Source organism: Amycolatopsis sp. NPDC004625, from assembly GCF_040609695.1.
GTDB lineage: Bacteria > Actinomycetota > Actinomycetes > Mycobacteriales > Pseudonocardiaceae > Amycolatopsis.
In genome coordinates this window covers 114,571-135,572 of sequence record NZ_JBEXKX010000028.1, presented here as the reverse complement: position 1 = coordinate 135,572, position 21,002 = coordinate 114,571, and the positions used below count along the sequence as shown (strand labels likewise).

General features: G+C 73.9%; 11 protein-coding genes. 3 read left to right on the top strand and 8 right to left on the bottom strand.

Going from position 1 to position 21,002, the window contains the following annotated elements:
* Window positions 1–140 precede the first annotated feature (140 nt).
* The gene (ligD, locus tag ABZW17_RS29025) at window positions 141–1,079 is read right to left on the bottom strand and encodes a non-homologous end-joining DNA ligase (RefSeq protein ID WP_354821030.1); all 939 of its coding nucleotides are present in this window, start codon (window positions 1,077–1,079) and stop codon (window positions 141–143) included.
* A 29-nt stretch (window positions 1,080–1,108) separates the two neighbouring features.
* On the opposite strand from ligD, the gene ABZW17_RS29020 reads away from it, so the two are divergent.
* Window positions 1,109–1,945: a PHP domain-containing protein gene (locus ABZW17_RS29020; RefSeq protein WP_354821027.1), complete on the top strand. Its 837-nt coding sequence runs from the start codon at window positions 1,109–1,111 to the stop codon at window positions 1,943–1,945.
* Window positions 1,946–2,019: 74 nt separating this feature from the next.
* Here ABZW17_RS29020 and ABZW17_RS29015 read toward each other — a convergent pair whose 3' ends face one another.
* The 6 genes from ABZW17_RS29015 to ABZW17_RS28990 all read right to left on the bottom strand — a co-directional run bounded on the left by ABZW17_RS29015 (window position 2,020) and on the right by ABZW17_RS28990 (window position 17,505).
* Entirely contained in the window at window positions 2,020–4,056 is a 2,037-nt protein-coding gene (locus tag ABZW17_RS29015; protein ID WP_354821024.1) for an MDR family MFS transporter, read from the bottom strand.
* A 139-nt stretch (window positions 4,057–4,195) separates the two neighbouring features.
* Window positions 4,196–5,377: a glycosyltransferase gene (locus ABZW17_RS29010; RefSeq protein ID WP_354821021.1), complete on the bottom strand. Its 1,182-nt coding sequence runs from the start codon at window positions 5,375–5,377 to the stop codon at window positions 4,196–4,198.
* Entirely contained in the window at window positions 5,377–6,183 is an 807-nt protein-coding gene (locus tag ABZW17_RS29005) for an alpha/beta hydrolase (RefSeq protein ID WP_354821018.1), read from the bottom strand. The genes ABZW17_RS29010 and ABZW17_RS29005 overlap by 1 nt, the downstream gene beginning before the upstream one ends.
* Window positions 6,180–6,485 carry a phosphopantetheine-binding protein gene (locus ABZW17_RS29000; protein ID WP_354821015.1) on the bottom strand — a complete coding sequence of 102 codons (306 nt, stop codon included), beginning with the start codon at window positions 6,483–6,485 and terminating at the stop codon, window positions 6,180–6,182. Before ABZW17_RS29000 ends, ABZW17_RS29005 begins: the two co-directional genes overlap by 4 nt.
* A complete protein-coding gene (locus ABZW17_RS28995) occupies window positions 6,482–10,771 on the bottom strand; it encodes a beta-ketoacyl synthase N-terminal-like domain-containing protein (RefSeq protein ID WP_354821012.1) in 4,290 nt (1,429 codons plus the stop codon). The genes ABZW17_RS29000 and ABZW17_RS28995 overlap by 4 nt, the downstream gene beginning before the upstream one ends.
* A gap of 5 nt (window positions 10,772–10,776) precedes the next feature.
* On the bottom strand, window positions 10,777–17,505 hold the full coding sequence (locus ABZW17_RS28990) for an SDR family NAD(P)-dependent oxidoreductase (protein ID WP_354821009.1): 6,729 nt from the start codon (window positions 17,503–17,505) through the stop codon (window positions 10,777–10,779).
* 755 nt (window positions 17,506–18,260) lie between these two features.
* Here ABZW17_RS28990 and ABZW17_RS28985 point away from each other — a divergent pair.
* Both ABZW17_RS28985 and ABZW17_RS28980 read left to right on the top strand, forming a co-directional pair.
* Complete coding sequence (locus ABZW17_RS28985) at window positions 18,261–19,382, top strand: pyridoxal-phosphate dependent enzyme (RefSeq protein WP_354821006.1); 1,122 nt, start codon at window positions 18,261–18,263, stop codon at window positions 19,380–19,382.
* Window positions 19,379–20,005 (top strand): PAS domain-containing protein, encoded by a 627-nt coding sequence (locus ABZW17_RS28980; protein WP_354821003.1) that lies wholly within the window; start codon window positions 19,379–19,381, stop codon window positions 20,003–20,005. Before ABZW17_RS28985 ends, ABZW17_RS28980 begins: the two co-directional genes overlap by 4 nt.
* Here ABZW17_RS28980 and ABZW17_RS28975 read toward each other — a convergent pair.
* On the bottom strand, window positions 20,002–20,907 hold the full coding sequence (locus tag ABZW17_RS28975) for a glutaminase (RefSeq protein ID WP_354821000.1): 906 nt from the start codon (window positions 20,905–20,907) through the stop codon (window positions 20,002–20,004). The genes ABZW17_RS28980 and ABZW17_RS28975 overlap by 4 nt on opposite strands.
* Window positions 20,908–21,002: the final 95 nt, after the last annotated feature.

Below are 21,002 nucleotides of genomic sequence, written 5' to 3'. Positions count from 1 at the left end.
ACAACAAAACCCACCCCCCCACCAACCCCCACAAAAAAAAAAACACTGGGTTGTCTTTTTTTTTTTTTTAATATTTCCCGCCTTGACAACCTGCCACCGGCCGTAGTCACAATCAGGCTTCGGGGTTGCGAGCACGCAAATCAATCCTCAGGAGCCTCAACCCCATCCCGATCAGCCCATTCCAGCAACGGCTCGATCGAGAACACGGAATCATCAATCCCGGCATGAAGATCACCCAGCGAAGCAAACCGACCCGGAACCGTCGCAATAGTAAAATCCCCCGGCTCGGCAGAATCGATCTCATCCCACCGAAGCGGAGCAGAAACCGTCCCCTCGGCATTCCCCCGAACCGAGTAAGCACTGGCAACGGTATGATCCCGGGCATTCTGGTTGTAATCGACGAACAACAACCGAGGATCCCGATCCTTCCGCCACCACGTGGTAGTGACATCCTCCGGAGCCCGCCGCTCGACCTCATGGGCAAAAGCCAACGCGGCCCGCCGGACATCGGCAAACCCCCACCGAGGCTCAATCCGCACGTAGATGTGCAACCCACGCCCACCAGAAGTCTTCGGCCACCCCACAGCCCCCAGCTCGTCGAGAACTTCACGAGCAACGTGCGCAACCCGCCGAACCCGGTCGTATCCGCAGTCCGGCATCGGATCGAGATCGATCCGCCACTCATCAGGCTTCTCGGTGTCGGCCCGCCGCGAGTTCCACGGGTGGAACTCCACAGTGGACATCTGCACCGCCCACGCGACATGCGCGAGTTCGGTCACGCACAACTCGTCAGCATGCCGGTTGTAACGCGGAAACGTCACCCGGACGGTCTCCAGCCAAGGAGGAGCGCCGTTCGGCACCCGCTTCTGGTGCACCTTCTCCCCGGCCACCCCCGACGGGAACCGGTGCAGCATGCAGGGCCGTTCCCGCAGCGCGTTGACGATCCCGTCGCCGACCGAGAGGTAGTAGTTGACCAGGTCGAGCTTCGTCTCCCCACGGGCCGGGAAGTAGACCCGGTCCGGATTGGAGATCCGCACGGTGTGCGGCCCGACCTCGAGCTCCACAGCCTTGGACGCCATGGGTCAGACGCTACGGCACAATCGCCCTGGTGAGCCTCCCGACGGACGGACACGTCCACACCGAATGGTCCTGGGACACGATCACCGGCTCGATGCTCGGTTCGTGCGAGCGAGCGCTCGAACTCGGCCTGCCGTCCGTGGCGTTCACCGAGCACGCGGACCTGACACCGTGGCTGATCCCGGAGCCGATCCGGCCCCTCCTGCCGGACCACTTCCGCGTCCGCCTGCGCCCGGACGGCGTCCTCGAGCCGCCCGAGCTGGACGTCCCCGGCTACCTGGCGTGCGTCGAAGAGTGCCGATCGCGGTTCCCCGGCCTGCGGATCCTGTCCGGAGTGGAGCTCAGCGAGCCGCACTGGCACCGGCCACGCGCCGACGCCCTCCTGGCGGCCCACGACTTCGACCGCGTGCTCGGCTCGGTCCACTCCCTCCCGGACGGCGAGCACCACCACGAGCTGACGGTGATCACCGGCCGCCCGCCGGGCGAGCTCCTGCGGGCCTACCTCGCCGAGGTGCTGGGCCTGGTCGAGTCCACGGCGGACTTCGCGGTGCTCGCCCACATCGACTACGCGCTGCGCTCGTGGCCGTCCGAAGGGCCACCGTTCGAGGTCGCCGAGTTCGAGGAGGAGTTCCGGACGGTGCTGCGGGCCCTCAAGGTCAGCGGCCGCGCGCTGGAGGTGAACACGAAGGTCCCGCTGCCGGGCGAGGTGGTCCGCTGGTGGTTCCGGGAGGGCGGCGAGGCGGTGTCGTTCGGCAGCGACGCCCACGAGCCGGGCCTGGTCGGCCACGACTTCAGCGAGGCGGCGGCCCTGGTGGAATCCTGCGGCTTCCGCCCGGGCCGCACCCCGCACGACTTCTGGCGCCGCTGATCACGGCCGCAGCAGCACCTTCGTACCGACCGGCCTTCGTCGGCCGGTTGCTCGCTGCGCGGCCGCCCGGGCCGTCAAGCGCCGGCCAGGGCGTGGCGCCCGTACGTCCGCGACTCCGCGCTCTGGTCCATCAGCCGTGCCGCCACCCTGCCGATGGCCGCGTCCAGCTCCGTGCGGTTGCCCGTGCCCCAGTCACCCAGGCGGTCCGCCAGCCAGGCGTGCCACGCCTGGACGACCTTCCCGAACTCCTCGCGCCCGGCGGAAGTCAGCTCCCAGCCGTCGCGGGTGTAGCGCAGGTGGCCCGTCAGCTCCAGGCGGTTGAACGCCGGTTCCAGGACCTGCGCCGGGACGCCGAAGTACTCGCCGATCGCCCGCAGCGTCGCCGGCGTTCCGCGGCGCTGCCGCAGGTGGACCTGCAGCAGGCACCAGATCCCGCCCTCGTCGAGCTCGCCCCCGGCCCGCTCGATGATCGCCGGGGCCACCTTGCGGCGCTCGCGGAAGAACAGCGTCGCGACCGCGCGTTCCAGCTCGCGGTCGCCGGTGCGGGCCTCCGGCATCGCGAAGCCGTCGCCGAGGTCCGGGGCCGCCGCGCGGGCCGTGTCGCGCAGCGGGACCTCCTTCAGGAAGAACGCCAGCACCAGGGCCACCAGGCCGACCGGGGCCGCGGCGAGGAACACCACGTGCAGCGAGTCGCTGTACGCGCGGATCACCGGGGCCGACACCGCCTCCGGCAGGGCGTGCAGCGCCGTCGGCACCTGCAGCGCCCGCGGGTCCACCCCCGGCGGCACCGGCAGCGCGGCCAGCTTCGGCGTCAGCTGGTTCGCGTACACCGTGCCGAAGATCGCCGCGCCGAACGAGCTGCCGATCGACCGCAGGAACGTGACGCCCGAGGTCGCGACGCCGAGGTCGGCGTAGTCGACGGTGTTCTGCACGGCGATGGTCAGCACCTGCATGCCGAGCCCGATGCCCAGGCCCAGCACCGCCATGTACGCCGACGCTTCCCAGAAGCCGGTGTTCGTGTCCAGCCGGGACAGCAGGTACAGGCCGGCCGTCATGCCCGCCGCCCCGGCCAGCGGGAAGATCTTGTACCGCCCGGTGCGGCTGACCGCGTTGCCCGCGGCGATCGACGCGACCAGCAGCGCCAGCACCATCGGCAGCAGCCGCACCCCGGACGTCGTCGCGGACGTGCCCTGGACGTACTGCATGTACGTCGGCAGGTACGACAACGCGCCGAGCATCGCGAAGCCGACGACGAAGCTCATGATCCCGCCGACGGTGAACACCGGGTTGCGGAACAGCCGCATCGGCAGCATCGGCTCCTTCGCCCGCAGCTCGACGAAGACGAACCCGGCCAGCAGCAGCACCGAGCCGGCCGCCATCCCGATGATCACCGGCGAGCCCCACGCGTACTGCGTGCCGCCCCAGCTCGTGACCAGCGTCAGGCCGGTCGCGGCGAGCCCGATCAGCAGGATGCCGAGGTAGTCGACGACCGGCTTGACCGCGGCGCGCGCGTTCGGCATCGCCGAGGACGCCACCACCAGCACCACCACGACCAGCGGGATGTTGACGTAGAACGCCCAGCGCCACGACAGGTGGTCGACGAAGAAGCCGCCGAGCATCGGGCCGGCCACCGTGACCACGCCGAACACCGAGCCGAGGACGCCCTGGTACTTGCCGCGCTCGCGCAGCGGGACGACGTCGGCGATCAGGGCGGTGGAGGTGACCATCAGCCCGCCGCCGCCGAGGCCCTGCACCGCGCGCCAGACGATCAGCCAGACCATGCTGCCGGCGAACCCGGCGCAGAACGAGCCGATGCCGAACACGACCACCGACAGCTGGAACAGCAGCTTGCGGCCGAACAGGTCGCCGAGCTTGCCGACGACCACGGTCATGATCGTCTCGGCGAGCAGGTAGGACGTCACGACCCAGGACAGGTGCCCGGCCCCGCCCAGGTCGCCGACGATGGTGGGCAGCGCCGTCCCGACGATGGTCTGGTCCAGCGCGGCCAGCAGCATGCCGAGCAGCACGGCCCCGAACACGGCGTTGACCCGCCCGCGGCTCAGGGCGGCCGGTGCCGCCGTACCCGGGCTGGCCTCCGCGGTGGCCGTCATCCGCACCTCCTGGCTCGGCCTCCCAAGCTAGTGCGCGGAGTCCACTGTGGATAGCCACCCGTTCCGGTGACGCAGGGTCAGCTCGAACCCCTTCCCGGGCTGGAAGGCGATGGCCGGTTCGTCGGCGGCGCAAGGGCTTTCACGGACCCAGGTGGGCCAAGCTCTCCAGCGCGAGCTGCTCCAGGTGGCCCGCGGCCGCCGCACTGCCGCCGGCCGCGTGGAAGGACGCGGCGATCGTCTCGGCCGCCCGCCGGTACGCCGGCTCGGTCAGCACCTCTTCGACCGCCGCCGCGATGCGCGGGGCGTCCGCGCGGCCGAACCGCAGCCGCAGGCCCGCGCCCGCCGCCACCACCTGGGCCGCCACGACCGGCTGGTCGTCGCGGATCGGGGCGACCACCAGCGGGAGGCCGTGCCAGAGGGTTTCGCAGACCGTGTTGTGGCCCGCGTGGCACAGCACCGCGTCCACCCGCGCCAGCAGCGGGAGCTGCGGGACCTGGCGCCGCACCAGGACGTTCGGCGGGACGCCGCCCACCACGTCGCCCACCACGCCTCCCGGGTCGGCGATCACCGCCCGCACGGGCAGCCCGGCGAACGCCGCCGCCGTCGCGGCCAGGAACCCGGCGCCCGCGGCCGTGTTCGCCGTGCCGAGGGAAACCAGCACGGTCGGCCGGAGCGGGTCGAGCCACTCCCACGGGAAGTCCGGTGTGGACGGACGCGCGCCGAGCGCCGGCCCGACGAGCCGGGTGCCCGGCGGCAGGGTGGCCGCGCCGAGCAGTTCGCGGGTGGTGAACGCCAGGACGCCGTGCGGGGAGAACCGCGGGTCGGCCTCGCCCCGGCCGCCGGCGATCCGCGCGCGCAGGCCGTCGAGCAGCGAATCCACCCACTCCCCGACCTTCGGCATCCCGGCGAGGGGGTCGGCCAGTTCGGCCGATGTCGTCGCCGACGTCACCCACGGCAGGCCGTGCGCTTCGGCGAGCAGGCCGCCGGCCAACGCCTGCTGGTCGGCGACGACGACGTGCGGTTCGAACGCGTCGAGGGCAGCGGCCACGCCGGGTGCCATCGCGTCGGCGAGCGGGACCAGGAAGTCCTGCCAGAGGAACCGCAGCGCCGCCGGGCCCTTGAGCCCGGCCGGCCGCTCCGGCACGCCGGCCGGCAGGGCGCACGAGAACACCAGCGCGTCCGGCCCGGCCAGCTGCCACAGCAGCTCGTGGTGCCCGGCCCAGGCGACTTCGTGGCCGCGGGCGGCGAGCTCGGCCGCCACCCCGACGGCCGGGTTGACGTGCCCGGTCAGGGGCGGGACGACGAAGAGGAACCGGGCCACTACCGCACCCGCGCCCGGGTGCGCGCGGTGTCGCGGACCCACCCGAAGATCAGCTCGGTGACCTCGGCGGTCCGCTCGACCAGCACCGAGTGCCCCTGGCCGGGCAGCACGACGGTGCGGCAGCCCGTCAGGTGCGTCTCGAAGTGCGGCACCTGGGCGGCGAGCCCCGAATCGCCGCCGAAGATGGCGAACACCGGGCAGCGCACGGCCGAGAGGTCCGCCGCGATGGTCGCGCTGCGCGGGATGTCCTCGGCGATCGTGGTGGTCTGCAGGATCTTGTTCGCGGCTCTCGACAGCCGCGCTGTGTGGGCGCCGTGGTTGTCCGCGATCCAGCCGATGACCTCGTCGAGCGCCAGCCGGGCCTTGGCGTCGGCGAGCCCGTCGGCCATGTGCCCGGTCCACTCCCCGGTGGGCGGCTCACCCTCGATCACGACGACGCTCGCCACCCGGTCGGGCCGGGCGGCGGCCAGCCCGAACGCCACGGAGGCGCCGAACGAGTTGCCGATGACGTGCACCGGCCGGGTGACCTCGCACGCGTCGAGGACCGCCACGAGATCGTCGACGAACCGCTCCAGGTGGTAGCCGGACGCCGGGCGGGTCGTGCGGCCGTGCCCGCGCAGGTCGTACATCAGCACGTCGAGCCCGCGCGCGGCGAAGTCCGGGCCGAGGGTGAAGTAGTAGCTGGCGAGGCTGTCGGTGAGCAGGCCGTGGACGCAGACCACGATCGGCGCGTCGCCGTCGAGGGGCGCGTCCGGGGTGAGCCGCTGGACGTGCACGTCCAGCTCACCGGCGCGGATCCGGCTCACGCGGTCGCCCGCAGCGACGCGACGACGTACCGGACGAGTTCGCCGACGGTCAGCGCGATGATCTCGTCCAGGTCGCGTTCGGCGATGAAGGTCGCGAAGTTGACGCGGTCGCCGTACTGCTCGCGCAGCTGCCCGGACAGCGCCACCAGGTCGACGCTCTCCAGTTCGAGGTCGTCGTGGAAGGTCGTCTCCATGGTGATCTCGGCGTCGTCCAGGCCGTACTCTTCGAGCAGCTCGCGCAGCATCCCGGCCAGCGCCGCGAGGACGGTCGCCTCTTCGGTGGCCGTGGTCTCGATGCTCATCCGGCGGTCTCCTTCGTCTCTTCGGTCCAGGCGACGACGTACTGGCGCGGCGGTGCGCCGGGCGGGTTTTCGACGTCGGCGCAGCGCACGCGGTACCCGTGGCCGTCGACGCGGACGGTGAGCAGGTCCGGGACCGCCGCGACGACCTCGAAGTCGCGGGGCTCGCCGCGCAGGCCGGTGCCGCGCAGTTTCGCGACGGCTTCCTTGGCCGTCCAGAACCGCGCGAACCACCGTTCCGGATCCCCGGGCAGGCTCGCGAACAGCGCCAGCTCACCCGGGCCCAGCGCGGCCTCCACAGTGGACTCCGAGCGCGGGCCGACCGCTTCGACGTCGATGCCGCACGGGCCGGGCCGGGCGATCGCCACCCCGGCCTCGGCCCGGTGGGCCACGGAGATCGTCAGCTCCGGCAGGTCGCGGCCGTACGCGCCGGCCGCGAACGGGCGCCCGGCGTCGTCGTTGCCGATGCGCAGCTCGGCGGGGAACATCTCGCGCTCGCCGCGGGCCCAGAGGAACTGGCGGACGGCGTCCTTCGCCGCGATGCGGCCGAGCAGCCACTGGCGGCGGCCGCGCGGCGGACGGCGGTCGTAGGCGTCGCGCTCGGGGCCGGCGAGGTAGTTGCGCATGATCAGCTCACGCGTGGCCAGGTCCGGCCACTGCTCGTGCACCAGGGCCCAGCCGCCCGGCTGTTCGTGCGACAGCGTCGAGCGCTCCGGGGTGCGGTCGGCCTGGCGGATGTGCGCGGTGCTGTCGAAGCGGCGGTCGCGCCAGCCGGTGAACTCGGCCCAGACCTGTCCCTGGTGGACGAGCTGCATGTCGGCGTCGAGGAACTCGTCCGTCAGCCCGGTGATCCGGACCAGGCACTCCAGGCGCTCCCCCGGCGCCGGGTGCGGGCCGTGGAACCGGATCCCGCGCAGGGCGACCGGGAAGACGGTGGTCCGCTCGGGCAGCCGGGACATGATCCAGTAGCCGAGGACCTGGCCGACGTTGTCCAGCAGCGCGCCGGGCGCGGCCGGGGTGGTCAGCACGGCGCGGACGTGCCGCTCGCCGACCGCGGTCAGCTCGGTGACGCCCTGGAAGCGCGGGCCGTGGAACATCCAGCGTTCGTCGTAGAGCTGTGCCGCGGTCGTCTCGGGGACCTGCTCGGCCGACGCCGGGAACCGCCACGGCGCGGGCGCGGCCGCCGGGTACTCCGGTGCCAGTTCGACGACGGCTCGGGAGTACCCGGCGAGGGTGGCGGACACCCGGTCCGCGCCCTGCGGCCGGATCCGCACCGGCACGGTGACCGGCGGGACCGCGGTGATCCACTGGGTGAGCCGGACGTCGTGCACCGCGACCGCGTGCCGGCCGGGTGCGGCCTGTTCGGCGAACCGCATGAGGTGGTCGATCACCGTGGTCGCCGGGACGACCGGCCAGCGGTCGCCCGGGTCGGCCTGGGGTGGCTGCTTGAAGAAACAGTGGTCGAGCAGGTACGGCATCGCTTCGAGCGACACGGTGAGCGTCGTGTCGAGCTCCGCCGGCGGTGGCAGGCGGCGAGCCGGTCCGGCGAGCACAGTGGACGCCAGCTCGGCGGTGTCGGCCAGCAACGCGGCGAACTCCGCGGCCAGCGGGCCCTGGGCGGCCAGGTCGTCCACAGTGGACTTCCGGCCGGCCGGCAGCGCGATCCGCGCCCGCACCTGTTCGTCGAGGGAGATCAGGCGGCCGCCGAGGTCGAGCTTGACCGCCTTGGGCGCGGCCGGGCGCTCCCCGGGCAGCCGGGCGAAGTCGACGTCGAGACCGTCGGCCCACAGCGCGGTGGCGACCCGGCGCAGCTGCGCGAGCCCCGGCCGGTGCGCCGAATGCGCCGCCACGACGAGGTGCTCTTCGCCGTGCAGGGTGTCGCCGACCAGGGAGCCGAGCTGCCCGGCGCCCACCTGGACGAACGCCCGGAACCCGGCGTCGTGCAGGGCCCGCACCAACGGCCGGAACCGGACCGGTTCCAGCAGGTGCCGCACGAACAGCTCGCGGACCTCGGCCTCGCCGGCCGGGTACTCCGACACCGTCGTCGCCGACCAGAGCGGCGGGTTCGGCGGGTGCAGGGTGAACCGAGCGGCCGCTTCGCGGATCGGGTCCAGGTAGGGCCGCAGCATCGGGGTGTGGAAGCCGGACCGGAAGGGCAGCACCTGCGCCACGATCCCGGCGTCCCGGAACCGCCGCACGAGCGCGCCGACCGCCGCTTCCGGGCCGCAGACCATGGCCTGGTTCGGGGAGTTGTCGTGGGAGAGCACGACGTCCGCGCGTCCGGCCAGCTCTTCGGCGACGCGCGGCGCGGGCGCGCCGATCGCGGCGAAGGCGAGCCCGGGCACGACGAGGCTGTCCGGGTCGAACCCGGCGAGGAAGGCGTCGACCTCGGCCTCGGCGTAGACGCCGGCGACGGCCATCGCCGTCCATTCGCCCAGGCTGTGCCCGGCGACGGCGTCGGGGGTGACGCCGAGCCGGTCCAGGGCGGAGTGGAGCAGCCGGCCCAGTTCGAACACCGCGGTGCCCTGCCGTCCGACGTCGCCGACCTCGACGTCCGCGTGCTTCCACGGCAGCCCGAAGTGGCGGGCGACGTCCCCGCAGTTGAGCGTGAGTTCCGACTCCAGGCCGGGGAAGAGGAAGGCGAGCTTGCCGCCGCCGGGGCCGAGCAGCGGGCGGTCGGTGAACCAGACGTCGTTGCGGCCGCGCCAGGCCCGGCCGCGGGCGACCGCCTTCCTGGCCAGGGCCAGCCGCTTCTCCGTCGGGTCGACGACGCCGAGCCGCACCGGCCCTTCGCCGATCTCCGGGGATCCGGGCCGGTCGAGCAGGTCGCGCAGCGCGTCGACGCTCGGCGCGGCCAGCCGCAGCACCCGCTCGGGCTCACGCACCACGGTCACCGGGCCGGCCGGCCGGTCCGGGGCCTGTTCCAGGACGACGTGGGCGTTGATCCCGCCGAAGCCGAACGCGTTGACCCCGGCCCGGCGCACCGCCGCGTCCCACGGCCGGGCACTGTCCAGAGTGGAGAAGCGGGTCTCCGCCAGCGCGGGGTGCGGGTCGTCGCAGTGCAGGGTGGGCAGCAGGACGCCGTGGTGCACGGCCAAGGCCGCCTTGACGAGCCCGGCGACCCCGGCCGCGGGCATCGTGTGGCCGATCATCGACTTGACCGAGCCCAGCACCGCTTCGCCGCGCGTGCCGAACACCGCGGCGAGGGTGGCCAGTTCCGCCGCGTCGCCGGCCGGGGTAGCGGTGCCGTGCGCCTCCAGCAGGCCGAGGGAGTCCGGCGCGGCCGGGTCCAGGCCCGCCGCGGCCCACGCCTGGCGGACCGCCCGCACCTGGCCGCCGGAGTCGGGGCTGGCCAGGCTCGCCGTCCGGCCGTCGGAGGCGACACCGGTGCCGGTGATCACGGCGTAGACGCGGTCGCCGTCGCGCCGGGCGTCGGCGAGGCGCTTGAGAACGACGACGCCGGTGCCTTCGCCGATCAGCACGCCGTCGGCGTCGCGGTGGAACGGCCGGATCCGCTCGGACGGCGACAGCGCGCCGAGCTGGGTGAACACGCTCCAGAAGGTGATGTCGTGGCAGTGGTGCACGCCGCCGGCGAGGACGACGTCGCAGCGGCCGGTGGCCAGTTCGCGCACGGCGTGGTCGACCGCGATCAGCGAGGACGCGCAGGCGGCGTCCACGGTGTACGCCGGGCCGCGCAGGTCGAGGCGGTTGGCCAGCCGGGACGCGGCCAGGTTCGGCACCAGCCCGATCGCGGACTCCGGCGCCTCCGGGCCGAGCTGGTCGGTGAAGGCCCGGCGGACCGCGTCGAGCCGGTCCGCGTCCAGGTCCGGCAGCAGCTCGCCGAGGGTGCGGACGAGCTGGGTCGCGGTGCGGACGCGCTGGTCGAGCCGGACCAGCCCGGGTGTCAGGTAGCCGCCGCGGCCGAGCACGACGCCGACCTTCGCGCGGTCGGCGGGCAGGCGTTCCGGGCCGCCGGCGTCGGCGACGGCCTGCGCCGCGACCCGCAGCGCGATCAGCTGGTCGGGTTCGGTGGCGCGCACGGAGTTCGGCATGATCCCGAAGCCGGTGACGTCCACTTCGGCCAGTTCGTCGACGAACCCGCCGCGCCGGCAGTAGACCCGGTCGGCCCGCCGCTGCTCGCCGGGCGCGTAGTGGGCGCCGTCCCACTTCTCCGGCGGCACCTCGGTGATCGCGTCGACGCCGCCGACGAGGTTGCGCCAGTACGCCGCCAGGTCCGGGGCGCCCGGCAGCAGCACCGACATCCCCACGATGGCCACGGGGTCCGGCATCGGCGTCACCAGCCCGAGGCGGTGTGGACGACGGCGGCGGTGTCCGGACGGCCCCAGGCCAGCTCGCGCAGCAGGCCGAGGGTGCCTTCTTCGGGGTCGATGAGCGCGATACCGCGGCGGGCGTAGTCGCGCATGAGTTCGGGGGTCACCATGCCGTCGTGGTCGCCGGCCGGGGCCCACGGTCCCCAGTGGACGGTCACCGAGCGCCCGGCGGGCCACCGGCCGCCCAGTGCTTCGAGGGCGTCGTTCGCGGCGGCGTAGTCCGACTGGCCGCGGTTGCCGAGGGTGGCGGCGATGCTGCCGAAGAGGACCACGAACTTCGGCTCGTCGGGCAGGTCGGCGGTCGCTTCGAGGAGGGTGCGGGCGCCGTCGACCTTCGTGCCGTAGACGCGCTCGAACGACTCCGCCGTCTTTTCGGCGACGAGCTTGTCCTCGATCACGCCGGCCGCGTAGACGATGCCGTCGAGGCGGCCGTACTCGGCGTGGATCTCCTTGACCGCGCGGTGCACGGCCTCGGCGTCGAGCATGTCGACCGACTGGTAGCGGGCCGGGCTGCCGAGTTCGCCGAGTTCCCGCAGGGTCCGGCGGACTTCGCGCTCGCTGTGGATCCGGCGGACCGTCCGTTCGATCTCGGCCGGGTGCTTCAGCCCGGCCGCGATGAGTGCGGCGCGCAGCTCCTGGGCGGTCTTCGCGTGCGGGTGTTCGTCCTCTGTGGCCGGTACGGCCGTCCGGCCGAGGAGTTCGATCCGGCAGCGGGCGGCGCCGGCGAGGGTGGCGGCGAACCGGGCGGTGATGCCCTTGGCGCCGCCGACGAGCAGGATGACCGAGTCGCGGTCCAGGCCGATGGCGGCGGCTTCGGCGGCGCCGTCGCCCGCCGGGCCCGCACCACTGGCGGCCAGCGGGCCGAGGTCCTGCTCGGCCGGTGCGATGCCGTGCCTGACGCCGCCACGGTGGACGACCACCGGCTCGCGGTCCACTGTGGACAGCTCGGCGACGAACGCGGCGGCGTCCGCGCCTTCGACGACCCGGGTGAGGGTGTCCGGGTATTCGCGGGCGAGACTCCGGTGGAACCCGCGGAGCCCTTCGGCCGGTCCGGCGCTGAGCAGCCACCGGGGGTGGCCGGCGAGGGCGTCCCGGTAGCCCGGGAAGGCGGCCGGCAGGACGGGGTCGAGGAACAGGTACCCGTCGAAACCGGGCCGAACCTCCGCACCGGTCCCGACCTCGGCGCCGTGGGTCTCGAGTTCGGCGCGGATGTCCCCGGCGCCGGAACCGACGATCAGGAACCGGCGGCCCGCGATGGCGGGGGCACCGGCGGGCGCGAGCGCGACCTCGGTCATGAGGTACCGCTTCGGCGCGACGATCACCGGTTCGGGCTCGCTCGGCACCGGCCGCGGTTCGCCGCGGCCCGTCTCGCCGGTGCCCAGCAGCTCGGCGATCCCCGCCGCCGTCCGGGCTTTCGCCAGCTCCTCGACGTCGCCCCCGGGGTCGAGGTTCAGGCGCGTGGCGAGTTCGCCGGCGATCTCGGCCCGCTTGATCGAGTCGATGCTCAGGTCGGCTTCCAGATCGAGGTCGGGCTCGATCATCTCCACCGGATACCCGGTCCGCTCCCCGATCACCTCGACCACGGTCTCCAGCACCGACCCGGCGACCGCCACCGGCTGCTCACCGCCGATCAGCTCGACGATCGCCGCCGCGGTCCGGGCCTTCGCGAACTCCTCGACGTCCCCGCCGGCCAGCCCCAGCCGGGCCGCCAGCTCACCCGCGATCTCCGCCCGCTTGATCGAATCCACGCTCAGGTCGGCTTCCAGATCGAGATCCGGCTCGATCATCTCCACCGGATACCCGGTCCGCTCCCCGATCACCTCGACCACCGTCTCCAGCACCGACCGGGCCGCCGGCGCCGCCGGTGCGACGACGGGCTCCGGCGCCGCGACCGGCACCGGGATCGGCGCCCGCACCTGCGCCGGGGCGTCCGCGCCGAAGAAGCCGAGCAGCACGTCACGCTGGGCCGCGATCATCTCGCGGCTCGTGCGCAGGAAGTCCGCGACCATCGCCTCCGACGACGCGGCCGGCTCCGGGACGGCGGCGAGGGTGATCCGCTCGGCCGGGCGGAGGGCACCGGCCGGGATCGTGCCGTCCGCGGCGCGCAGCAGGTGCCCGTCGACCGTCCACCCGGGACGCTTCGGCCGGTCGGCCGCCGACGCGTCGACCGCGTCGCGGCCGCGGAAGAGCCAGCCGGTCCCGATGTCCACTCCGGACACCGCCAGCTGCGCCAAGGCGGCGAGGAAGCCGGGCAGGCCGCGGCGGCCCGGCTGTTCGAACCCGACCGTCCGATGGGGACGGTCGCCGAGGATCGCGGCGACCTGCCCGGCCAGCACCGCACCCGGCCCGGCCTCGACGAACACCCGCGCCCCGGCCGCGTACATCGCCTCGACCTGCTCGACGAACCGGACCGGCGCGCCCAGCTGCGCGGCCAGCTCGCCGCGGATCGCGTCCGGGCCCGGCGGGTACGGGCCGGCCGTGCGGTTGGCGTACACCGGGACGGCGGGCGGCACGACGCCGATCGCCTCGAGCGCGCGACCGAACGCCGCCCCCGCCGGCGCCACCAGCGAGCTGTGGAACGCGCACGCGACCCGGAGGCGTTTCGCGCCGAGGCCGGCGGCACGCAGGTGCCCGACGGCGGTCTCGACGTCGGCCGTGGGCCCCGAGATGACGGTCTGCTGCGGCGAGTTGTGGTTGGCCAGGACGACGGTGGCGAGCCCGGCGTCGGCGAGCACCTTCCCGGTCTCCGCGGCGCCCGCCGAAACCGCCGCCATCGCGCCCGGGTCGTCCGGCGGCACCGCGTCGGCCATCGCGCCGGCCCGGGCGTGGCTGGCGTGCAGCAGCGCTTCCGGCGTGAGCGCGCCCGCGGCGGCCAGCGCCGTCAGCTCGCCGTAGCTGTGCCCGCCGAGCATCGCGGGCCGGACGCCGGCGCGGGTCAGCAGCCGGAACGCCGCCAGTCCGGTGAGCCCGAGCGCGGGCTGGGCGACGCGGGTGTCGGTGACGCGCCCGGCCTGCGCCTGCCGCGCCGGTTCCCCGAACACCGCCGGGCCGAACACGACCTCCGCCGTCGCCGGGTCCAGACGCAGGTACCGCTGCAGCTCCGGGAAGGTGACGAACAGCTCGGCGAACATGCCGGGCCGCTGGCTGCCCTGGCCCGGGAACAGCACCGCGACCTCGCCCGGCGCCGTCCCGTCGCCGCGGAACACTCCCGGCGGTTCCTGGCCGGCGAGAGCCTCGCGCAGCCGGGAGACCAGTTCGTCCACAGTGGACGCGACGACGGCGAGCCGGATCCGGCCGCCCGCCGCTTCGGCCCGCCGGGACGCGCCGAGGGCCAGGTCGCGCAGCCGCCAGGGCGCCCGGCCGGGCGGGACGTCGGCGGCCAGCTCCAGCAGGGTCCGTGCCGCGGCGTCGGTGGTGAAGGTGAACAGCTCCGCGGGCCATTCGTCCGCGGCCTGGGCGGGCGGCACACCCGGGTGCGCGCCCAGCACCACGTGGAAGTTCGTGCCGCCGAAGCCGAACGCGCTGACCCCGGCGAGCCGCTCCGCCGGCGGCGCGGTCCACGGCTGCGCCGCCGACTGGAACACGAACGGGCTCGTCTCCGGATCCCACGCCGGGTTCGGGGCGGAAAGGTGCAGCGTCGGCGGTTTGACGCCGGTGTGCAGCGCCAGCGCGGCCTTGATCAGCCCGGCCAGGCCCGCGGCGCACTTGGTGTGCCCGATCTGCGACTTCACCGACCCCACCGTGCACCCGCCCGGCGCGGCCCCGGCCTCGGTGAACACCTTCGTCAGCGTCCCGAGTTCGGTCCGGTCGCCGACGACCGTGCCGGTGCCGTGCGCCTCGACGAGCCCGACGCGCGCGGGCGAGACACCGGCGTTGCGGTACGCCCGGGTCAACGCGGTGTGCTGGCCTTCGGGCCGGGGCGCGGTGAGACCGAGGGCGCGGCCGTCCGAAGCCGCGCCGACGCCCTTGATCACCGCGTACACGCGGTCGCCGTCGCGTTCGGCGTCGGCGAGGCGCTTCAGGGCGAGGCAGGCGACGCCTTCGCCGAGCGCGATGCCGTCGGCCGCGCTGTCGAACGTCGCCGAGCGCCCGGTCGGCGAGAGCGCGTGCGCCGAGGCGAACAGGAGGTAGTCGTTGATGCCGTTGTGCAGGTCGGCGCCGCCGCAGAGGACGAGGTCGCTGGTGCCGGCGGTCAGTTCCTTGCAGGCGACGTCGACCGCGGTCAGCGACGACGCGCACGCGGCGTCGACGGTGTAGTTGGCGCCGCCCAGGTCGAGCCGGTTGGCGATCCGCCCGGCGATGACGTTGGCGAGCACGCCCGGGAAGGAGTCCTCGGTGATCCGCGGCAGCCGTTCGTCCAGTTCGGACGGCAGTTCGCCCACATAGGACGGAAGCACGGAACGCAGGGTCATCGCGTTCGACAGGTCGCTGCCCGCCTCGGCGCCGAACACCACCGACGTCCGGGACCGGTCGAACAGCCGGGTGGCGTACCCGGCGTCGGCCAGCGCCCGGTGCGCGGCCTCCAGGGCCAGCAGCTGCACGGGTTCGATGCTGGCCAGCGACGACGGCGGGATGCCGTACTGCAGCGGGTCGAAGCCGATCTCCGGCAGGAACCCGCCCCAGCGCGACGGCGTCCGCTCCCCCTGGCCGTCCGGGTCGTAGTACAGCGAGGTGTCCCAGCGCTGCGGCGGGACCTCGGTGACCGCGTCGGCGCCGGCCAGGATGTTCGCCCAGAACGCGGCCAGGTCCGGGGCCTGCGGGAACATGCCGGCCATGCCGACGATCGCGATGTCCAGCGGCGCGGGAGCCGGTGGTTCCGCCTCGGCCACGCCGAACGCGGCGGCCCGCTCGCGCAGGAACGCGTTCGCACCTTCACCCACCGCGTGGTGCAGCGCTTCGATCGTGGTGACGGCGGAGCGCAGCACCGCCACCTCGCCGGCCATGAACATGCCTTCGGCGAGCTGGCGGTCTTCGCCGACGTCCCGCAGCTCCGCGCCGACGCGCTCGATGCCCTTGCTGGCCAGCCGGAGCCGCCCCACGTTGAGCGTTTCCAGCTGCTCCCACGCGTCCCGGCTCGGCACGCCGCGCCCGGCGAGGTCCGCCTTGATCGCCGCGTACTCCTCGGTGAACGGGCTGCGCACGCAGCGGGTGGCGTGGCCGGGCGCGGTCTCCAGGAGATCCGTGTGCTCGGCCGCCAGCAGGCGGCGCTGGAACAGCGGGAGCACGGCGCCGGCGTCGACGGCCTCGCGGGTGAAGAGGTAGGCGGTACCCATCAGCACCCCGACCGCGGCGCCCCGCGCGGCCACCGGCGCGGCGAGGGCCGCCACCATCGCGGCCGAACGTTCGTCGTGGACGCCGCCCGCGAACAGCAGCTGCAGGCCGGCGGCGGCACCCGGGGTGGCCGCGAGGAAGTCGCCGAGCACGCCCAGCTGCGCCTCCCACAACGGGAAGCTGGTGCGCGGGCCGACGTGCCCACCGCATTCGGAACCTTCGAAGACGAACTTGCGGGCGCCCGCTTCGAGGAACTGCTTCAGCAGGCCGGGCGAAGGCACGTGGAGGAACGTGGCGATGCCCGCGTCCTCCAGGGCCGCGGCCTGGGCCGGGCGGCCGCCGGCGATGATCGCGTGCGTCGGGCGCAGCTCGCGGATCACCGCCAGCTGTGCGGCCTTGACGTCGTCGGCCGCGAACCCGAGGACGCCGACACCCCACGGGGCGTCGCCGACGGCCTCGCGGGTCCGTTCCAGGACGTCCCGCGTCTGGTCCGGGCCGGACAGGGCCAGCGCGACGAACGGCAGGGCGCCGCCCGCGGCGACCTCGGCGGCGAAGGCGGGCTGGTCGCTGACCCGGGTCATCGGTCCCTGCGCGACCGGCAGCGCGGTGCCCAGGGCGCGGCTGCCCGCGCTGTCCGGGCCGAGGACGACGTCCGGCACGCGCAGTGCTTCGCCGACGGCGTCGGCCAGGCCGCGCACGGCGGCGGTCACCGTGCCCCAGCGGTCGCGGAACCGGGTGGCGAGGAAGACGTCCTGCCCCGCTTCGACCGGCTCGGTGCCGCGGCGCGCCAGCACGCGGACGCCGTCCACGACGGTCGTTTCCGAGCCGTCCAGACCGGTGAGGGCGGCGGTGAGCGAGGACGGCAGTTCGGCTTCGGGCAGCAGGGCGAGCTGGGTGTCGACGACGACACCCGCGGCGCCGCCCGCGACCGCGGCCGCGGCGGTGTGCGGCCCGATGCCGCCGGCCGCCCACACCGGGACGTCGAGCGCGTCGTCGGCGAGCAGGGCCTGCAGCAGCACGAAGGTGCTCAGTTCCCCGGCCGGGCCGCCGCATTCGTGGCCTCGGGCGACCAAGCCGTGCGCGCCGCCGTCGACCGCCCGCGCGGCCGCCGCGCGGGAGCTCACCTCGGCCAGCACCCGCCGGCCGGGGAAGTCCCGCGCCGAGCAGGCGGCGGCTTCGGTCAGCAGCACGGTGGTCACGGCTTCGGGCAGGTCCGCCGGCTGCGCCAAGCGGACGCCGAACGCCGGGACGTCCCATTCCCCCAGGAGTGCGAGCTCCTCCGCGGCCGCGGCGCCCCCGCCGGTCAGGTCGAGCACGCCGAGCCCGCCCCCGCGCGCCGCGGCGGCGACCCCGCGCGCCGACGGCCACCGCAACGGCGACACGGCGACGACCGGCCCGGAGTCGTCTTTCGAGAGACGCATGGGAACTCCCGCTACGCACGAAAGGGTGAAGGGTAACGGGGAGTACTTAAGCGGGTTCCTTCGGTGCCGTCAACAACCCCTCGCGATTTCATCGCGGCCGTTCAGAAAATTCGAGGCAGACCAGGCCGGCGGCGCAAGAATTTAACGTCGCCGTCACGTTCGGGCATCCGCCGGGCAGGACGCGATTGGCGGGGCCGGCCACCCGGACCGGTTCCGCGGCGTGGTCCACCCCGCGCACACCGCCGGACGGCGCAGGCGATCCCGCCTGGTGGCCGCGCCGGCGTTGATCGCTCCGGCCCACATCGACCGGCGGGTGCCGCGTTTCCGGACGGCCACCTCCGCGTATCCGTCCGGTAAACCGCCTTTCCCGAATTGCCCTCTCGACGGAGGACACCGAACACTCTTCGCCGGTTATCGACGGCGATTTACCCTCGCTTTTCCGGGCGACCGGAAGAATCGGCCGGAGAATACGCGGACCGGCCCGGCACGCCACCGGAAGTCCACAGTGGATTGGGGCGGCGCCGGGGTTCCCGGTGCTCACGGACCACGAACGGGACCGCCGGCCGCACCACCCACGACGACCGCCGGTATTCGGGCGACCACCTCCGGTGCGCCGGCCGGCGCAGCCCGGGCGGCCGTGATCGAAATTTTCCGTCTCCGCGTTACAAGCTTTTCCTGAGAAGAAGCTGAAGACATTTCGCGTACCAGTGAGTAGTACTAGACAGTAGGTATAGACTTGGACTGTTCGTCCAGGCATGGAGGTGACGGTGGAGTACTGGTACACCGACGAGCGCTCGGGGTCGCGGTACCCCGGCGACCCCCGGCGCTGGCGCGGCGACGACGGCACCCCGCTCACCGTCGCGCCGCTGCCGGGCCTGCGTCCCGGCGACGTCGACACCGGCGTCCGGTCCCTGTGGCGCTACCGGGCCGCGCTGCCCGGCGACCTGCGTCCGGTGTCGCTCGGCGAAGGCTGCACCCCGCTCGTCCCGCAGGTCTGGGACGGCACCGACGTCCGGTTCAAGCTCGAGTGGTTCAGCCCGACCGGCAGTTTCAAGGACCGCGGCTCCAGCGTGCTGGTCTCCGCGCTGGCCGGCGCCGGGGTGCGCGAGCTGCTGGAGGACAGCTCGGGCAACGGCGGCTCGTCGGTGTCGGCCTACAGCGCCGCGGCCGGCATCGCGGCGACCGTCCTGGCGCCCGAGGGGACGTCACCGGCGAAGGTCCTGCAGACCCGCGCGTACGGCGCGGCCGTCGAACTGGTGCCCGGCACCCGCGACGACACCGCCGCCGAGGCCGTCCGCCGGTCGGCGCACACGACCTACGCCAGCCACAACTGGCACCCGTTCTTCCTGCAGGGCACCAAGACGCTGGCCTACGAGCTGTGGGAGGACCTCGGGTTCCGGGCCCCGGACGCCGTCGTCACGGTGGCCGGGGCGGGCAGCATCGTGCTGGGCTGCGACCTCGGCTTCGGGGAGCTGCTGGCCGCGGGATCGATCGGGCGGCGCCCGCGCCTGCTCGTCGCCCAGCCGCGCAACTGCTCCCCCGTCGACGCGGCCTTCCACGACCGGCCGACTCCCCCGTTCGCCCCGACGGTCGCCGAGGGGACGGCGATCCGCCGTCCGGTCCGCCTGCCCGAGGTGCTCGCGGCGATCCGGCGCTCGGGCGGCGACACCGCGGCGATCGAGGAGGCCGCGATCGCCGCGGCCGCGCGCCGCCTGGCGTCCCTCGGCCTGTACACGGAGCCGACCAGCGCAACCGCCGCGGCGGCCATCGACGTGTTCCGCGCGCGGGGCGCGATCCGGCCCGGCGAAACCACGGTCGTCGTCCTCACCGGCTCCGGCCTGAAGGCGCCGGACAAGCTGCGGGAGCTGATCGGATGACGTCGGCGCACGAGGACGAACTGCTGCTGCGCGAGGCGGAGAAGATCGCCCACGCGGTCGGCCGCATGTTCCCGGGCCTGTGCGAGGTGGTGCTGCACGACCTGCGCGACCCGGCCCACGCGGTCCGCGCGATCGAAGGCGGCCTGTCCGGACGCGCGGTCGGCGACCCGGCCACCGAGCTGGGCCTGGCCCGGATCGCCGACCCGGAGTTCCCGGACGTGCTGCAGAACTACCCGAACCGGTTCCCGGACGGCCGCCCGGCGAAGAGCACGTCGATCGGCATCCGCAATTCGGCGGGCGAGTACGTGGCGGCGCTGTGCCTCAACCTCGACGTGTCCCTGCTCGGCCCGGCGGCCCGGGCGTTGACCCGCTTGGCCCGCACGGACGAGCCGGCCCCGCTGACGGAGTCGTTGCGCGCCCGCACCGCCGGCGAGCTGCGGGCGCTGGTGGAGGATTACGCGACCGAGCGCGGGCACACCCCGCGCAGCCTGCCGGCCGCGGGGAAGAAGGAACTGGTGCGGGAGTTGAAGGCAAGGGGGTTCCTGGAGGTGAAGAACGCGGTGCCCGCGGTGACCGACCTGCTGGGGATCTCGCGGGCCAGCGTCTACAACTACCTGCGTTAGAAGATCGACCACCCGGTCGACGTCGTGAACCGGTCCAGCGCCGCCACCCCCGCCACCGAGTTCCCCCGCGCGTCCAGCCCCGGGCTCCACACGCACACCGCACACCGGCCCGGCACGATCGCCAGGATCCCGCCGCCCACCCCGCTCTTCCCCGGCAACCCGACCCGGTACGCGAACTCCCCCGCCGCGTCGTAGGTTCCGCACGTCAGCATCACCGCGTTGATCCGCTTCGCCGCGCTCGGCCCCAGCAGCCGCGAGCCGTCGTTGCGGAGGCCGTGGCGGGCCAGGAACAACGCCGACCGGGCCACGTCCGCGCAGCTCATCGCGATCGAACACTGGCGGACGTACTGGTCCAGCACCGACGGCACGGGGTGGCGCATGTTGCCGTACGAGGCCATGAAGTAGGCCAGGGCCCGGTTGCGGTCCGCGTGCGCCGCCTCGGACGCCGCCACTTCCGGGTCCACGGCGATCTCCGGCCGGCCGCTCTCCTCGCGGAGGAAGGCCAGCAACGCCTCGGTCGCGTCGCCGTGGCGGGCCAGCTCGTCGGTCACCACCAACGCGCCCGCGTTGATGAACGGGTTGCGCGGAATGCCGTCCTCGTGTTCCAGCTGCACCAGGGAGTTGAACGGGTCGCCCGACGGTTCCCGGCCGACGCGCGCCCACACGTCGTCGCCACGCGAGAGGGTCAGGGCCAACGTGAACACTTTGGACATGCTCTGCACCGAGAACGGGTGCTGCCAGTCGCCGACGCCGTGGAGCGCACCGTCCACTTCGGCCACCGCCATGCCGAACCGGCCCGGTTCCACCCTGGCCAGCGCGGGAATGTAGGCCGCGACGGCGCCGCGGCCGAGTTCCGGCGCGACGTCGTCGGCTATCCGGTCCAGCAGCGCCGCGAGATCCACGGCCGTAGCGTAGAAGGCCGGCCGGCCCACCCGACGCGCACCCCCGCACGTGACGTCCGGCACACCTTAAGTTTTCCTTAGCCCGCTTGGTGACC

What these genes read in the sequence shown, in the direction of transcription:
- ligD (WP_354821030.1), bottom strand. Translation starts at nt 1,079, where the DNA reads ATGGCGTCCAAGGCTGTGGAGCTCGAGGTCGGGCCGCACACCGTGCGG.
- ABZW17_RS29015 (WP_354821024.1), bottom strand. Translation starts at nt 4,056, where the DNA reads ATGACGGCCACCGCGGAGGCCAGCCCGGGTACGGCGGCACCGGCCGCC.
- ABZW17_RS29000 (WP_354821015.1), bottom strand. Translation starts at nt 6,485, where the DNA reads ATGAGCATCGAGACCACGGCCACCGAAGAGGCGACCGTCCTCGCGGCG.
- ABZW17_RS28995 (WP_354821012.1), bottom strand. Translation starts at nt 10,771, where the DNA reads ATGCCGGACCCCGTGGCCATCGTGGGGATGTCGGTGCTGCTGCCGGGC.
- ABZW17_RS28990 (WP_354821009.1), bottom strand. Translation starts at nt 17,505, where the DNA reads ATGCGTCTCTCGAAAGACGACTCCGGGCCGGTCGTCGCCGTGTCGCCG.
- ABZW17_RS28985 (WP_354821006.1), top strand. Translation starts at nt 18,261, where the DNA reads ATGGAGGTGACGGTGGAGTACTGGTACACCGACGAGCGCTCGGGGTCG.
- ABZW17_RS28980 (WP_354821003.1), top strand. Translation starts at nt 19,379, where the DNA reads ATGACGTCGGCGCACGAGGACGAACTGCTGCTGCGCGAGGCGGAGAAG.